The sequence below is a fragment of the Corynebacterium minutissimum genome, from assembly GCF_016889765.1.
Lineage (GTDB): Bacteria > Actinomycetota > Actinomycetes > Mycobacteriales > Mycobacteriaceae > Corynebacterium > Corynebacterium minutissimum_B.
The window spans coordinates 1090903-1107721 of sequence record NZ_CP069533.1 but is presented as its reverse complement, the minus strand read 5'-3'; the positions used below and the strand labels follow the sequence as shown (position 1 = coordinate 1107721).

Genomic DNA, 16819 nt, shown 5'->3' with positions numbered 1-16819 from the left:
GGTGCTAGACTCTCTCCTCATGCGAAAACCCGATTCACGTACTTTGGCGGCGTTGAGCGCGCTGGCCTCGGTCCTGGTGATCGGGGTTTTCTCGTTCTGGGGAGGATTCGCGCGCCGCTGGATTTCTGATGACGGCCTCATTGTCCTGCGCACCGTCCGCAATCTCGAGGCCGGCAATGGGCCGGTCTTTAACGTGGGCGAACGCGTGGAGGCCAATACGTCCACGCTGTGGCAGTACCTCATTCTCTTGGTGAGCTGGCTTTCCGACGCCCCGTTGGAATCCATTGCGGTGAATCTGGGTCTGCTGTTTTCGGTGGCAGCCATGGTGGTGGGCACGTGGGCCACGGCCCGCGGGCTCTACCGTTCCCGCTCCGAAGCCGCTGAGGCGGACCGCAACGCCGTGCCGCTCGTCGCACCTGCCGGCGCGCTGGTCTACCTGGCGCTCCCGCCTGCCCGGGACTTCTTCACCTCTGGCTTGGAGTGGGGGCTGTCCATCTTCTACCTCGCGGCCTTGTGGGCTTTGCTGCAGCGATGGGCCGAGGGCACCAGCGTTATGAGCGCCTATTGGCTTGCCTTTTGGGCGGGCCTCTCGTGGCTCGTGCGCCCAGAGCTGGCACTGTATGGCGGGCTGACCGGCCTGTTGCTCTTGGCTACGCACCGCAACTGGAAGGTGTGGCTCGGCATCCTTGGTGCGGCCCTTCCCATCCCGGGCGCGTACCAGATTTTCCGCATGGGGTACTACGGGTTGGTGACGCCGCATACGGCGGTGGCGAAGTCGGCGTCGGAAAGCGCATGGGCCAGCGGCCTGAACTATCTGCAGGATTTCGTGGGACCCTATGCCCTGTACCTGCCCGTCATTGTGCTGGCGGCCGCCGGCATCTGGGCCTTCCGTGCACAGCTGCGCCCGACTGAACTGCGCAGTTCTACGACGGTGTCCTACCTGCTCCTTGGCGCGGTGTTCATCCATGTGCTCTATGTCCTGCGCGTTGGCGGTGACTTCATGCACGGCCGCATGCTTTTGCTGCCGCTTTTTGCAGCGCTGCTACCGGTCTTCGTGCTGCCGCTCAAGGGACTCGTCACCTGGTTGGCGGCGGGCGCGTGCGCGGTGTGGGCACTCGTCATCGTGCTCAGGGGGCATGATACGGACTGGGATTCCTATGAACAGACGCTGTCCATCGTGGATGAGCGCGATTTCTGGACCTACGCCACCAACCGTGAGGCCGGCCATCCGCCGCGCTCAGCGCGTGACTATCTCACGATGAAGTTCATGAATGGCTACCCAGAGGCGATGACAAAGCTCGCAGACGGTGATGCCCTCGCCGTTATTTATGTCGAAGATAAAGATACCGACCGCCTCAACTGGCTCACCGTGCCGCGTGAAGAAGGACGCGAGCAGGCGCCGTCGCTGTTCCTAGTGAACCTTGGCATGACGTCGATGAACGCGCCGCTTGATGTTCGTATCCAGGACACCGTCGGTTTGGCCACCCCGCTGGCGGCGCGGATGCCGCGCGAGGAAGGCGGGCGCATCGGCCACGATAAATCCCTTGCCTTGGAATGGCAGGCAGCGCAGTCGGGCGCAGGCATCGCCTACCTACCGCCGTGGTACGACAAGGACATCACCCGCCAGGCCCGCGCTGCGCTGGAGACCCCGGAACTCAAGGAGCTGGTGGCCTCGTACAGCGAGCCCATGTCCTGGGGGCGCTTCCGTGCCAACCTGGTCTTTTCCCTGACGACGGGCCGCTCGCTGCAGCTGTCAGAGGATCCAGCGGACTACCTCCCTGCCGGGTAGGCACCCCCGTAGGAAGACAAAACGCGGGCGGGTAGGTTACGCTACAAAAGATTCTCGTTATTGATCCGTAACCATCGCTGGCGTGTTGGCGATGTACTAGTGGCAGTAAGAATGTTAAGGAGAAACATGAGTGCACTAAGTTCCGCACTGCGGAAGCGTGTCGTGGCGGTAGTGGCCGCCATTGCTCTTGCGCTGGGCCTCGTCGTCACCGCCGGCACCCAGGAGGCCTCAGCAGCTAACCGTGACTGGCTGCGTGGCGATGCCACCGGCGCCTGCGAGTGGGACCGCGTTGGGTTTTGGGTTCAGCGTTGTGATGTCTGGTCCAATGCTATGGGCCGCACCATCCCGGTACAGATTCAACCGGCCAAGAACGGGGGCAACGCAGGCCTGTACCTCCTCGATGGTCTTCGCGCTACCGACCGCACCAACGCCTGGATCAATGACGTTAACGCCGCGCGTACCTACGTCGACCACAACATCACCCTCGTAATGCCGGTGGGTGGCGCTGCGTCCTTTTACGCGGACTGGCGCGGCCCTGCCACCTATGACCTGGTGAAACCGGTGAACTACATGTGGGAAACCTTCCTCACCACGGAGCTACCGGCCTACCTCGAAGGCAACTTCGGTGTGGCGCGTAACAATAACTCCGTTGCCGGCCTGTCCATGGGTGCTACCGCGGCCATTACTCTGGCCGGTAAGCACCCAGAGCAGTTCCGCCAGGCTCTGTCCTACTCCGGTTACCTCACCACGACTCTGCCGGGTGCGCAGACCTTTATGCGCCTCGCGCTTCTCGACGCCGGCGGCTTCAACATCAACGCCATGTACGGCTCCGTCATCAACCCGAAGCGCTTTAGCAACGACCCGTTCAACCTGATTCCGGAGCTGGCCGCTCACGGTACCGACGTGTTTGTGTCCGCCGCTTCCGGCATTCCGGGTCCGCTGGATCAACAGCGCTATAAGCCGGAGCACATTGCCTCCGGTATTGCGCTGGAAGGTTTTGCGCATGCCACGACCCGCATGTGGGAGCTCAAGGCCCGCGCCATGGGGGTCCGTCTCCAGACGAATTACCCGGCTCAGGGGCTGCACAACTGGGAACAGTTCGGCTACGAGTTGGAGCACTCCAAGCCGCAGGTGCTCAACGTGATGAACGCTTGGTAAACAGGTAGGCACCTTACTTTTTCGCCGGCTCGTCCGTCGCCTTCTCGCGGAATTCTTCGCTAGAGGCGCTGGGCGAGCCGGCTTTGTCGTGTTCGGCAGGGACTTCGTGGGCGTGTCTCTCTTCCAAAAGTCTCAAGTTCAACTTAAACTTGAGCTCACGTTAGACCGCTCACCGCGTCTGCAGTGGCGTGTTCCGCAGGAGGGGAACCTGCGGAGCCCGCTCGATGCAACGTGCCTTCACTCGACACATCGCAAGGATTCACCAATGCCGAACACTGCGCCTTCTCAGAAGTCTGCTCAGCCCTCTAAGGCAGCAGGCCTGCGTTCCCCGTCCGCCGCTCGCAAGGGCCTGACCATCGCTGCACTGCCCACCGCCGTGGCCGTCGGCTTCGCGCTGCTGCCTATGGCCAACGCCCAATCCTCCGGCTCCAGCTCCGGGGAGGGTATTACTGACATTCTGGGAAGCTCCAACTTCTCCGATTCCTTTGCGCCTTCGAACCCGCCGCAGCGCACCCCGATTGAGACCGAGTACCCGGACATTGAGGGCCTGCCGGACGGCGTGTCCGTCTCCCGTGTTGAGTACCTGACCAACCGCCACCTCAAGGTCTACATCAAGTCCGCCGCTATGCCGGACAAGGAGCAGGTCGTCCAAATTCAGCTGGCCCGCGACTGGTACTCCAACCCGGACAAGAAGTTCCCAGAGGTCTGGGCTCTCGACGGCCTGCGTGCCCGCGATGACGAGTCCGGCTGGACCATCGAGACCAACATTTTGTCCCAGTTTGCTGACCGTAACGTCACCCTCATCATGCCGGTCGGTGGCGAGTCCTCCTTCTACGCCGACTGGCAGAAGCCCGACAATGGGAAGCACTACAAGTGGGAAACCTTCCTCATGCAGGAGCTCATCCCAGTCTTGGAAAAGGCTTACCGCTCCAACGGCCAGCGTGCTGTTACCGGAATCTCCATGGGTGGTACTGCCGCGATGAACCTGGCGGAGCGCAATCCGTGGGCCTTCAAGTTTGTTGGTTCCTTCTCGGGCTACCTCGACACCACGACCACCGGCATGCCGGAGGCCATTACCGCTGCGCAGGCAGATGCCGGCGGCTACACCTCCACCAACATGTGGGGCGACCTCTACTCCCAGGACTGGATTGACCACGACCCGAAGCTGGGCATTGAGAACCTCAAGGACATGAAGGTCTACGTCTCCGCCGGCAACGGCAAGGATGACTACGGCCAGATCGGTTCCGTGGCTAAGGGCCAGGCCAACATGGCAGGCGTGGGCCTCGAGGCGATTTCCCGCATGTCCACCCAGACCTTCGTCGATTACGCCAAGCGTGCCAAGGTCGAGCCGGTGGTCAAGTTCCGCCCAACCGGCGTGCACAGCTGGGAATACTGGCAGTTCGAAATGACCGAGGCATGGCCATTCATTGCTGATTCCCTCGGACTCGACAAGTCTGACCGCGGCGCTGACTGCACCCCGGTGGGCGCTATTGCTGAGGCCACCAAGTCCGGCATCATTGGTTCCTGCGTGAACAACGAGTACGACGTCGCCGAGCGCGGCAAGGCCCAGGATTTCCAGGCTGGTACCGCCTACTGGTCCCCGGGGACAGGCGCCCACGCCATCATCGGCCGCATCGGCGCCCGCTACTCTGAGCTGGGCGGCCCCACCTCCTGGCTGGGCTTCCCGACGACCGGCGAAGGCAAGACCCTCGACGGACGCGGCCGCTTCGTCCACTTCGAGCACGGCTCCATCTACTGGACCCCGGAGAACGGCGCGTGGCCGATTCCGAAGGATCTCTACGATGAGTGGGGCAAGAACGGCTTCGAGATGGGCGACCTCAAGTACCCGACCTCCGACGTGCGCAAGGTGGGCGACGGCGTGGTGCAGGAATTCGAGAACGGCGTGCTGACCCACAACCCAGACGGTTCCTTCCACATCGTGCATGGCGCCATTGGCGCCAAGTACAAGGAGCTCAAGGCCGCTGAATCCGACCTGGGCTACCCCGTCGGCGAGGAGAAGGCAGTCAACGGCGGCTTCTTCCAGGAATTCGAGCACGGCAACATCTACTGGTCCATGGACTCCGGCGCGCACTACATCCTCAAGGGCGACATCTTTGACGAGTGGGGCAAGCACGGCTTCGAGCAGGGCGAGTTCGGCTGGCCTACCGAAGACTACAAGGAGATCCCGGCTGGCGGTCTGACCCAGACCTTCCAGCATGGAGTCATCCGCAAGGTCATGGGCAACATCCAGGCAGACAAGAACTAAGCCATGCGCACGCGACGACTAAGCTCCTCGGCCCGGGTGACAACCGCAGCGTTGCTGGCTGCCGGCGCCCTGTTGGCCGGCTGTGGCTCTGCCACTGTCGACGAAAGCGAGGCCACCGAAACCTCCGTGGCACCGCTCGAGCGTTCCTCCGGCTCGTCTGAAGGGGCGGAATCCTCCTCGACGTCGAATTCATCGGCAGCGAGCTCGAGCGACAAGGCCTCGTCCGGCAGCGGCTCCTCCCGCGGTTCCGGCGAAGAACCGGAGGACCGCGGCGCACGCGAGATCTCCGAAATCCCCGCCCCCGCACCCGCCGAAGGCCCGCACCAGGAGTTCCTGGCCGCGCTTTCCGACGGCGGCGTCAACACCGAAGGTGTAGAAGATCAGCTCGTCGGTGCCGCCCAGGCCGCCTGCCAAGGCGATACTGTCACCGTGCCCGCCGTCGCCGGTCAGCTTATCGAGCAAGGCCGCAGCGAGCTCAGCCACGAGCAGCTGACCCAGCTCATCAGCGAGAAAGGCAGCGCGCTCTGCGCCGAGTAGGTGCGGCGGGGCGGTGGGGGAGACGTCGTCAAGCGCACCCAGCCCCATGGCAGGGATTCCCCAGGGAATCCCGCACCTTCCCAAGGTAGAAATTTCCTCATGCGTAAAACAATCACCGTCCTCGCCGTCGTTGTCCTCCTCGTAGTCATCGGCGGCGGAGTGGTCCACTTCCTCAACACCCACGACCAAGGCGAACCAGGGATTCTCAGCGAACCCTCCGACACTCCGGCACAGCCCGCGGAGGAGCCTCCCACACAGCCGGACTGGTGCCCGCGCTTCGAGTTTGTCTCCGCGCCGGGCACGTGGGAATCCGCCGCGGATGATGATCCCATCAACCCCGGTGCCAACCCGAACTCCTTCATGCTCTCCATCACCAATCCTCTTAAGGAGGCGTACGTTCCCGAGGACGTCAAGGTGTGGACGCTGCCGTATACCGCGCAGTTCAAGAACATCAACGCCCAGCACGAGATGAGCTACGACGAATCGCGTGATGAAGGAACCTCCCGTCTGGAGGGCGAGCTGACCTACATGCACGAGACCTGCCCGGACACGAAGTTCATCTTGTCCGGCTTCTCCCAAGGCGCGGTCATTGTAGGAGATATCGCTGACCGTATCGGTGGCGGCAATGGTCCCATTCCTGCCTCCAGCGTGGCTGGAGTGGCGGTGATTGCGGATGGGCGCCGTCAAGAAGGCGTCGGTATCAACCCCGGCGCCCAGGTGGGCGGCGTCGGCGCGGAGATTGCTCTGCAGCCGGTCTCGACCCTGATTCAGGGCATTGTGCCGGGAGCGACCATGCGCGGTGCGCGCCCCAATGGCTTTGGTGAACTGGCCGACCGCACCTTCCAGATTTGCGCGCCTAATGACTCTATTTGTGATGCGCCGCTGGATGCCAGCAACGGTCTCGATCGCGCGATGGACCTCATTGAAGCCAACGGTGTGCATGCCATGTATGCCTCAAACCCGGACGTTATTGAGGGCACCACGGCCAACCAGTGGGTCACGCAGTGGGCTAAGGACACCATCGACGCACACTAAAATTGGCGCGCCATGTAACATTCGCCACGCCGTGTCTGATATTTTCAGTGTCAAAAGTACGTGACCTGTCTATCCCACAAAGGAGTCCCACATGGACCTGAAAGCACTGATCGGCCAGTTCTTCGATGAGAAGGGCGCCATCTCCCTGCCGCCACATCTCACCTTGGCCGGCTTGGCGGAACACGTTTATGCCGCCGAGCAGCAGGCAGGAATTCCGGACCGCCCGGTCATGCGCCAGTGGGTCTTCACCGATAACCCGGAAGGCACCCCGCGTGACTTCACCCGCTCCCAGGTCAATACCCGCATCAAGGTGGTGGCCGCGCGTTTGCAGCAGGTAGGAAAAATGGGTGACCGCGTGGCAATCCTGGCCGGCAACTCGCCGGAGTACATCTTCGGCTTCCTTGGCGCCATGTACGCGGGCATGACTCCGATTCCGCTCTATGACCCGAACGAGCCGGGCCACACTGACCACCTGCGTGCGGTGTTCGGGGATGCCAACCCGCCGATCGTTCTCACCAACAACGTTTCGGCGGCCGCCAACCGTGCGTACTTCTCCGATCGCCCCGCCGCCGAGCGCCCGCGCATCATCTCTATTGATTCTCTGCCGGATTCCCTCGCCGCCAGCTGGGTAAACCCGTTGGAGTCCGAAGAAGGCAAGGTGGCCCTCGCCGCCTTGCAGACCGCGCCGGTCGACCACCCGGCCTTCCTGCAGTACACCTCCGGTTCCACGCGCACCCCGGCGGGCGTGCTGCTGACTAACCGCAACATCATGACCAACGTGTTGCAGATCTTCACCGCCGTGCAGATTAAGCTGCCTGCGCGCGTGATCTCCTGGCTGCCGATGCACCACGATATGGGCATCATCCTTGCCGTCTTCGTTACCATTCTGGGTCTCAACCTGGAGATTATGACCCCGCGCGACTTCGTCCAGCAGCCCAAGCGTTGGGTAGAACAGCTCAAGCGCCAGCCTGTCGACGCCCACCTGCAGGGCACCTACGCCGTGGTCCCGAACTTCGCTCTCGAGCTGGCAGCGCGGTATGGAGCGCCGGCAGCGGGGGAGGAGCTGGACTTTAGTGCCGTCGATGGCATCGTGATTGGCTCGGAACCGGTGACGGAGAGCGCAGTGAACTCCTTCTGGGAGACCTTTGGCAAGGAAGAGTACGGTCTGCGCCGCGAGACCCTGCGCCCGTCGTATGGCATGGCGGAGGCATCCCTCATCGTCACCACGCCGCAGACCCCGGAGCGCCCCATCATTTCGCACTTCGACCGCGAGCGCCTGGCGCAGGGCGAGGCGGTCATCGTGGAGAAGTCCGCGGATTCCGTGGCCTACGCTTCCTGTGGACAGAGCGTTATTGCTCAGGAACTCACCATCGTGGACCCGGAGACCCGAGCCGAGCTTGCCGACGGGCTCGTGGGCGAAATCTGGCTCCACGGCGAAAACCGCGCTGCCGGTTACTTGGGCCGTGAAGAGGAAACCGCATCCACCTTCCACAACACGCTGGGCGAGCGCCTGGCTGAAGGTTCCCGCGTACCGAATGCTCCGGAGGATAACAACTGGCTTGCTACTGGTGACTTGGCGGCGATTGTGGATAACCAGGTCTACATCACGGGCCGTCTCAAGGACCTCATCGTGGTGGCTGGTCGCAACCACTATCCGCAGGATATCGAAGGCACCGTGCAGGAGGCCTCGTCTCACGTGCGTGCCGATTCCATCGCGGCCTTCTCCGTTGAGGGCGGTAGCACCGAAGAGCTCGTCCTGCTCATTGAACGAGCTGATGGTGCTAGCCCGGCCGAGGACGAGGCTGCCTCCGAGGCCATTCGCTCCGCCGTCTCCTCGCACCACGGCGTGACCCCGGCGGCCATTCAGTGGTTCAACGCCAACGAGATTAAGCGCACCTCCTCGGGCAAGATTGCCCGCCGCGTGGCGAAGAAGGAGTACCTCGCTTCCTAGTCCGCGCCCTGCGCTGCCCACCCTTGCCCGCCGTGGGAGGGTGGGTTTTTCCGTCCATAAGGTTCGCTGGCGCCTACCGGGGCTCACCGAGCCATGTGAGAGCAACCCCCCACTCTCTCGTGCGCACGCGCCCCCGCAACACTCGCCCGCGCAGCCCAAGCCGCCTACTCTCTCGCGCGCGCGTGCGCGCGCGTAAGTGTGCGGATCTCCGGCGAGTTTTCGCTGGTGGGGGAGTCAATGGGTATGTCGGTTATGAAACCCAAGTTAACGAAGTGAGATAATCGTCCGATAACTCGTATAGGAGCGTCGTCGAGCGCGCCTTCGTGCTGCGCAAAATCGACCGCCTTATGACCATAGTCCGCGTTAGAAAGCTAGAGATTTATGACCGTTGAAGAGCTTCGTGGCTGGCTGCGCACCTGGGTTGCGCAGACCACCGGCCTCTCCGCAGAGGAAATCACGGACACCAAACCGCTGGAGAACTTCGGACTGTCCTCGCGCGACGCCGTGGTTCTTTCCGGTGAATTAGAAAACCTTCTCGGCATTAAACTCGAGCCCACCGTGGCGTATGAGTACCCCACGATTGCACAGCTGGCGGAACGTCTGGTCAACGGCGCCACCCACAGCGTGCCAGGGGAAGCAGTGTCGGCGCCTCGCCCTGCCGATCTCGCGGGCGGCGACATCGCCGTCATCGGCTATGCCGGCCGCTTCCCGGGCGCGAAGAACGTCGCTGAATTCTGGAACATGCTCGTGGAGGGCCGGCCTGGTACCGGCCCGCTGCCCGTGGGCCGCTGGTCGGAGTATTCCTCCGACCCGATTACCAGCGAAAAGATAGAGCAGCAGAACACCGACGGCGGCTACATCGATGACATCGCCAGCTTCGACGCCGAATTCTTTGGTCTCTCCCCGCTCGAGGCCGCCAACATGGACCCGCAGCAGCGCATCCTCCTCGAAGTGGCCTGGGAGGCCTTGGAGGACGCTGGGGTCCCAGCCAACCAGCTGCGCGGCACCGCTACTGGCGTGTACATGGGCTCTACGAACAACGACTACGGCATGCTCATCACCGCCGACCCAGCAGAGATGCACCCCTACGCGATGACGGGCACCTCCTCGGCGATCATCGCCAACCGCCTGTCCTACGCATTCGATCTGCGCGGCCCGTCCCTCAACGTGGATACTGCCTGCTCCGCTTCCCTCGTGGCCGTCAACCAGGCAGTCAAGGATCTGCGCGTCGGCGCGGCCGACGTAGCCCTGGCCGGCGGCGTGAACATCCTGGCCTCGCCGCATGCCTCCATCGGCTTTAGCGAGCTCGGCGTCACCTCGCCCACCAGTGCCATCCATGCGTTCTCCGATGACGCCGACGGCATCGTCCGCGCGGATGCCGCCGGCGTTCTCGTGCTCAAGCGCCTCGAGGATGCCGAACGCGACGGTGACACCATCGCTGCCGTCATCAAGGGCTCTGCCGTTAACTCCGACGGCCACTCCAACGGCCTGACCGCTCCGAACCCGGACGCGCAGGTCGACGTCCTCGAGCGCGCCTACGCCGACGCCGGTATCCGCCCACAGGACGTGGACTACGTCGAGGCCCACGGCACCGGCACCATCCTCGGTGATCCCATCGAGGCCACCGCTCTCGGCCGTGTTCTCGGGCCGGGCCGCCATGCCGCCACCCCGACCCTTCTGGGCTCCGCCAAGACCAATATCGGCCACTCTGAATCCGCTGCGGGCGTGGTTGGCCTCATTAAGGTCATCGAAGGTATGCGCCATGGCGTCATCCCGCCGAACATCAATTACGCCGGCCCCAACCGCTACATCGACTTTGACGCTGAGCACCTCGAAGTGGTCGAGGACCCACGCGAATGGCCCGAATACTCCGGCCAAAAAATCGCCGGCGTCTCCGGCTTCGGCTTCGGCGGCACCAACGCCCACGTTGTCCTTACCGATTACCGCGGGCTGACCTACCAGGCTGCCCCGCAGGTCGCCGTCGGAGAGGGCCAGCCGGTTGCCCTGCCGGTCTCCGGGCTGCTGCCTTCGCGCCGCGCCACTGCTGCAGCCGACCTCGCTGAGTACATCGAGGCCGAGAACCCGAACCTGCTCTCCCTGGCCCGCACCCTCGCCCGCCGCAATCATGGGCGCTCGCGGGCGGTAGTGATGGCGTCGTCAAGCGAGGAGGCCATCAAGCGCCTCCGCCAGGTGTCTGAGGGAACCGTCTCCGTGGGCATCGCCGCGGCGGATTCCCCGTCGGTACACGGCCCCGTCTTCATGTATTCCGGCTTCGGCTCCCAGCACCGCAAGATGGCCAAGGACATGATTGAGATATCGCCGCTGTTTAAAGAACGTCTGGTGGAACTCGACGCCCTTGTCCAGCGCGAATCTGGCTGGTCCATTCTGGAGCTCGTCCACGATGACTCCCAGACCTACAACACCGAAACCGCGCAGGTGGCGATTACCGCCATCCAGATTGCGCTGACGGACCTGTTCGCCGCCTTCGGCGTGCGCCCGGCCGGCGTGATCGGCATGTCCATGGGTGAAATCGGCGCGGCCTACGCGTCCGGCGGCATCTCCGCGGAGGACGCCATGCTCATTGCCTGCCACCGCGCGCGCCTCATGGGGGAGGGCGAGGCCTCGCTTCCCGACGATCAACAAGGCGCCATGGCCGTCGTCGAACTCTCCGCCGAGGAGATTGGTGCCCTACCAGGCAATATCGAGCCCGCCGTCTACACCGGCCCCGGCATGACCACAGTGGGCGGCCCGCGCGAGGAGGTCCTCGCGCTGGTGGAGAAGCTCGACGGCGAGGGCAAGTTCGCCCGTGCGCTCAACGTCAAGGCTGCCGGCCACACCTCTGCCGTGGACCCGCTGCTGGGAGAGCTTTATGCGGAAATCGCCGGCATTGAGGCCCGCCCGCTGCATACCACGCTGTTTTCCTCCGTGGACCGCGGCAAGGCCTACCGTCCGGGCACTGTGCTGCACGACGAAGACTACTGGATCCGCATGACTCGCCACTCCGTCTACCTGCAGGACGCGACCGAGTCGGCCTTTGACGCGGGCCATACCCAAATCGTGGAGATTTCCCCGAACCCGATTGCGCTGATGGGCCTCATGTCCACTGCTTTCGCCGCGGGCAAGGCGGACGCGCAGCTGCTGTACAGCCTGAAGCGCAAGGTGGACCCCACCGAGTCGCTGCTGGATGTGCTGGCCAAGCTCTACGTTGCGGGTGTCCCAGTGGACTACACAAAGGTCTTCGGCTCCGGCGCGCTTGTTGCCGCCCCCTCGACCCACTTCCGTCGCCAGCGTTTCTGGACCAACGCCCGCCCTTCCGCTGGTATCTCCGGTCTGCCGGGCGCGCGCGTCACCCTGCCGGAGGGCGCCGTGGCCTTCTCCACAAACGCGGACCAGGCGCCGAGTGCCCTGGCCATCCTAGAGGCTGCCGCCGAGGCCGTGTCCCCGGGCGCACAGATTGCCGCCAGCGAGGAACATGCGGACCTGCCGGCGAAGGGTGAGGTCACCACCATTGTGCGCCGCACTCTCGGCGGCCTGTCCGTGGCGGTGCACTACGTGGATGGCGCGTCGACCAAGCTCATCGCGGAAGGTTTCGCCTCTACCCTGAACCTCGCGGCCCCCGCCGCCACCCCGGAGCCGAGCCTGCCGCAGGCGGTCACCGCGCCGCAGTTCGCCGACCCCGAGGTGGGCGTTGATGCGGTGCGCTGGGATCCGGAGAAGGAGAGCGTGGAGGAGCGCTTGGCGCTCATCGTCTCTGAGTCCATGGGCTACGACGTCTCTGACCTCCCGCGCGAGCTGCCGCTCATTGACCTGGGCCTGGATTCGCTCATGGGCATGCGCATCAAGAACCGTGTGGAGAACGACTTCCAGATCCCGCCACTGCAGGTGCAGGCGCTTCGCGACGCCTCCCTCGCCGACGTCATCACCATGGTCGAGGAAGCCGTCGCCGAGCAAACCAGCGCCGATCTCACCACCGCCGACGGCCCAGCCGCGCCCGCTACCGACGCCGCAGACGCTCACACCGCACCCTTCGCGCTCACCGAGAGCGACGACACCACCCCAGACGCCTCCACGGTGAGCGCGAAGGGCGGCGCGGATGGGCTGCGCGGCGAAAATAGCGGCGAGGAGCACGAAGGCGTGGGCGTGGCCCCGCGCGATGCCTCCGAGCGCATGGTCTTCGGTACCTGGGCCACCTTTACGGGCAAGGCCGCCGCCGGCGTGACTTCCGCGCTGCCGCAGGTCAGCGATGAGATAGCAGAGAAGATTGCCGAGCGCCTCACCGAGCGCGCCGGCATCGAGGTCACCGCCCAGCAGGTTCAGGAGGCCGAAGCACTGGAGAACCTGGCGGATCTCGTCCGCGAGGGCCTGGAGACCGAGGTCGAGGGCAACATCCGCGTCCTGCGCGAGGCCGACGGTCCCGCCGTCTTCATGTTCCACCCGGCCGGCGGCACCACCGTGGTCTACCAGCCACTGACCCGCCGCCTGCCGGCCGACGTCGCCGTCTACGGCGTGGAGCGCCTTGAAGGCAGCCTGGAGGATCGCGCCGCTGCCTACATCGAGGACATCCTGCACTACGCGCGCGGCCGCAAGGTCGTGCTCGGCGGCTGGTCCTTCGGCGGTGCGTTGGCCTACGAGGTGGCCTACCAGCTCCAGGAGCGCGCAGCCCGCGGTGAGGATACTGCCGAGGTTGCCTTCATCGCTTTGCTGGATACCACCCAGCCGGCGCATCCGGCCCCGAAGACGCTGGAGGAAACCAAGGCCCGCTGGGGACGCTACGCCGCCTTTGCCAAGAAGACCTACGGTCTCGACTTCGAGCCGCCCTACGAGATGCTGGAAACCGTCGGCGAAGATGCGCTCATGGCCATGCTCGCGGAATTCCTCAGCTCCACCGACGCCTCCGAGCACGGCCTCTCCGCCGGTGTACTCGAGCACCAGCGTGCGTCCTTCGTCGACAACCAGATTTTGGGCTCGCTGGATATGGGAAGGTGGGCGTCGGTAAGCGTGCCCGTCATCCTCTTCCGCTCCGAGCGCATGCACGACGGCGCCATCGAACTCGAGCCGGCGTATGCGGAGATTAACCCGGACGGCGGCTGGGGCGTTATCGTGAAGGATCTGGAGATTGTGCAGCTGCCGGGCGACCACCTGGCGGTTCCCGACGAGCCGGCAATCGGTATCGTGGGCAAGCACATGGAGGATTGGATCGAGGAGAAGATTCGGAAGTGACTAGCACCGCTGACAAGCTAGCGGACCTGCGCGAGCGCCTCGAGCGTGCCCAGGACCCCGGCAGCGAGCGCTCCCGTGCCCGCCGCGACGAGGCCGGACGTTCCACGCCGCGCCAACGCATCGCCGCGCTTCTCGACGAAGGCTCCTTCGTCGAAACCGGCGCCCTGGGCAAGACCCCCGGTGACCCGGACGCGATTTACTCCGACGGCGTGGTCACCGGCCACGGCCGCATCAATGGCCGCCCGGTGTGCATCTACGCACACGATAAGACCGTCTACGGCGGATCCGTGGGCGTGACCTTTGGTAAGAAGGTTACCGACATCATGGATTTGGCCATCAAGATTGGCTGCCCGGTCATCGGTATCCAGGATTCCGGTGGCGCGCGTATCCAGGATGCGGTGACGTCTCTGGCCATGTACTCCGAGATTGCCCGCCGCCAGCTGCCGCTTAGTGGCCGCAGCCCGCAGATTTCCATCATGATGGGTAAGTCCGCTGGTGGTGCGGTGTATGCGCCGGTGACCACGGACTTCATCATCGCCGTCGATGGTGAGGCGGAAATGTACGTGACGGGCCCGAACGTGATCAAGGAGGTCACGGGCGAGGAGATTTCTTCCCACGACCTAGGTTCCGCCCGCCAGCAGGAGCTCAACGGTAACGTCTCCGTCGTGGTGCCCTCGGAGGATGATGCCTTCGACCTCGTGCGTGACTTGCTGGACCACCTGCCGCTGACCTGCTTCGATGAAGCGCCTGTCTTTGACGCGCCATCTGATGAGGAGGTAGCCCAGGACACCGAGCTGAATTCCTTCATGCCGGATGACACGAATGCCGGCTACGACATGATGGACCTGCTGACGCAGCTTGGCGACGACGACGAGCTCATCGAAATCCAGGAAAACTACGCCCCCAACGTCATCACTGCTTTTGGCCGCATTGATGGCAAAGCCGTGGGTTTTGTGGCGAATAACCCGATGCATTCGGCGGGTTGTATCGATGCGGACGCCGCCGATAAAGGTGGGCGTTTTATCCGTATTTGCGATGCCTACAACATCCCGCTGGTCTTCGTAGTGGATACGCCGGGCTACCTGCCGGGCGTGGACCAGGAGAAGGCGGGCTTGATTCACCGCGGCGCGAAGTTTGCTTTCGCCGTGGTGGAGGCTACCGTGCCGAAGGTCTCGCTCATCGTGCGCAAGGCTTATGGCGGTGCTTATGCCGTGATGGGCTCGAAGAACCTGACGGGAGATATCAACCTGGCGTGGCCGACGGCCCAGATCGCCGTGATGGGATCGGCCGCCGCGGTGGTCATGATTGCCGGCAAGCAGCTCGAGGCCGCCGAGACCCCGGAGCAGCGCGCCATGACGAAGAAGATGTTCATGGACTTCTACGACGAGACCATGACCGCACCCTATGTCGCCGCGGAGCGCGGCTACCTCGATGGCATGATTAAGCCCACCGAGTCGCGTCTAGCCCTGCGCCGTGCGCTGCGTCAGCTTGCCGATAAACAAGAGAAGGACCTGCCCAAGAAGCACACCATCTCCCCGCTCTAGCGCCGGTTGTGCCCCAAACTGTATGCCGGTTTTCTTGCAGGGGCGTAACGTCAAGGGCATCCTCGCACGATAAACATTAAGTCTCGGTAATCGAATAAAGGAGAATCCTCATGCTGTCTAGCGTTATTGACCTCGGTGGCGACATCATCAACCTCGTCATCATGCTGCTCAACCGCGCCGGTGTTACCGTCTCCGGTTCTTCCCTGAGCTCGAAGTAAACCAGCGCCTGTAGCCCCTCCTCGTGGAGGGGCTTTTTCGATCCGTGCTTTAGGGCCAAGCAGGACTGGGACTAGGAACTGGAGGACCGCCACCGGGCGGCAACCAATGGACTCTGCCGTTGATGCGGTCGACTCGACCCCGGCCGGTGGGGCGAGTGGGGTCGTCGTCGTTAATTGCGTTGTGATACTGGCATAAGGGCACCAGGTTGCTGATGTTGGTAGGCCCGCCATCCTGCCAGCGTTGTATGTGGTGCATTTGGCATTCCGTGACGGGTTTATTACATCCAAACCACGCGCACATCGGATGCTCCGCGCCCAACATGAGCCGCATCTTGTCGCTTGCGAACCGACTGGTGAAGTAGAGATTCACTGGGCCCTGGGTGGGGTGGACGAGAGTGACGAAGCCGCGCTCGGCAAACTTCGCGCGCACGAACTCTGCGCCGGTCATGGTGCCGCCGTCGGTGGCCTGCAGGATGATGTCATCGCCTTCGCCGCGCGCAATTTTTTCCAGCTCGTCGAGGCGCACGATGACATGGGCATGCAGCGCCGGTGCGGAGCCGCCCTCGCCCTTAAAGACCTCGTGGGCAGCTTTGAGCAGGTCGTCGTTCGTCGCCCGAAGCGTGCCCACCATGTCGGCGATCGCTCGTGGACGGTCCGTAATCGTGATGCTGTGCAGACCGGTAGCGCTGCGGCGCACACGGACACCAGGGCTGGGCTTCGGGGTGAGCTCGGCAAGCCGGCGCTTCGCCACACCCGCAATCTCTCCCACTGGTGTTTCGCACAATTCCACCCGCAGGTCCCAGGCTTTGCGGGAATCCTTCACACGCGCGACGTGACGCTCGATGGTGAGCAACGTATCGAGCGCGTGAGTGGTCTCCCGCGCGCGGCGCTGCTTGGCGGTGTAGGCAGTCTGCCCGAAATAGACGCGACGGAGCGCATCTAACTGCCGTGCCACCCGAGGAGTCGCGCCAAGTGCGATCATCTCATCGAGCGTGTGGCCCGCGCACAAAGAAACGACGTGCATGCCGCGAGCGAGTACCCCGAGTAAGTCCCCCAACTTCATGGCTCACACACTAAACCCGCTCCACCCACCCCGCAACC

General features: G+C 63.8%; 9 protein-coding genes. 8 read left to right on the top strand and 1 reads right to left on the bottom strand.

Features of this window, described 5'->3' with window-relative positions:
* Positions 1-19 precede the first annotated feature (19 nt).
* The 8 genes from I6J26_RS05075 (at position 20) to I6J26_RS05040 (ending at position 15500) form a co-directional block, all read left to right on the top strand.
* Positions 20-1789 (top strand): hypothetical protein, encoded by a 1770-nt coding sequence (locus I6J26_RS05075; protein WP_115023887.1) that lies wholly within the window; start codon positions 20-22, stop codon positions 1787-1789.
* Positions 1790-1915: 126 nt separating this feature from the next.
* The gene (locus I6J26_RS05070; RefSeq protein ID WP_115023884.1) at positions 1916-2947 is read left to right on the top strand and encodes an alpha/beta hydrolase; all 1032 of its coding nucleotides are present in this window, start codon (positions 1916-1918) and stop codon (positions 2945-2947) included.
* Positions 2948-3212: 265 nt separating this feature from the next.
* Positions 3213-5213: an alpha/beta hydrolase-fold protein gene (locus I6J26_RS05065; protein ID WP_115023882.1), complete on the top strand. Its 2001-nt coding sequence runs from the start codon at positions 3213-3215 to the stop codon at positions 5211-5213.
* A gap of 3 nt (positions 5214-5216) precedes the next feature.
* Positions 5217-5750 carry a DUF732 domain-containing protein gene (locus tag I6J26_RS05060; RefSeq protein ID WP_115023879.1) on the top strand — a complete coding sequence of 178 codons (534 nt, stop codon included), beginning with the start codon at positions 5217-5219 and terminating at the stop codon, positions 5748-5750.
* Between the two features lie 99 nt (positions 5751-5849).
* Positions 5850-6785 carry a cutinase family protein gene (locus I6J26_RS05055; RefSeq protein ID WP_115023877.1) on the top strand — a complete coding sequence of 312 codons (936 nt, stop codon included), beginning with the start codon at positions 5850-5852 and terminating at the stop codon, positions 6783-6785.
* Between the two features lie 91 nt (positions 6786-6876).
* The gene (locus tag I6J26_RS05050) at positions 6877-8736 is read left to right on the top strand and encodes a FadD32-like long-chain-fatty-acid--AMP ligase (RefSeq protein ID WP_115023874.1); all 1860 of its coding nucleotides are present in this window, start codon (positions 6877-6879) and stop codon (positions 8734-8736) included.
* Positions 8737-9117: 381 nt separating this feature from the next.
* Positions 9118-13956, top strand: coding sequence for a polyketide synthase Pks13 (gene pks13, locus I6J26_RS05045; RefSeq protein ID WP_115023872.1), 4839 nt, complete (start codon positions 9118-9120; stop codon positions 13954-13956).
* Positions 13953-15500, top strand: coding sequence for an acyl-CoA carboxylase subunit beta (locus I6J26_RS05040; RefSeq protein ID WP_115023870.1), 1548 nt, complete (start codon positions 13953-13955; stop codon positions 15498-15500). Before pks13 ends, I6J26_RS05040 begins: the two co-directional genes overlap by 4 nt.
* Before the next feature lie 267 nt (positions 15501-15767).
* On the opposite strand, the gene I6J26_RS05035 is transcribed toward I6J26_RS05040, so the two are convergent.
* Positions 15768-16781, bottom strand: coding sequence for an HNH endonuclease signature motif containing protein (locus tag I6J26_RS05035; protein ID WP_115023868.1), 1014 nt, complete (start codon positions 16779-16781; stop codon positions 15768-15770).
* Positions 16782-16819: the final 38 nt, after the last annotated feature.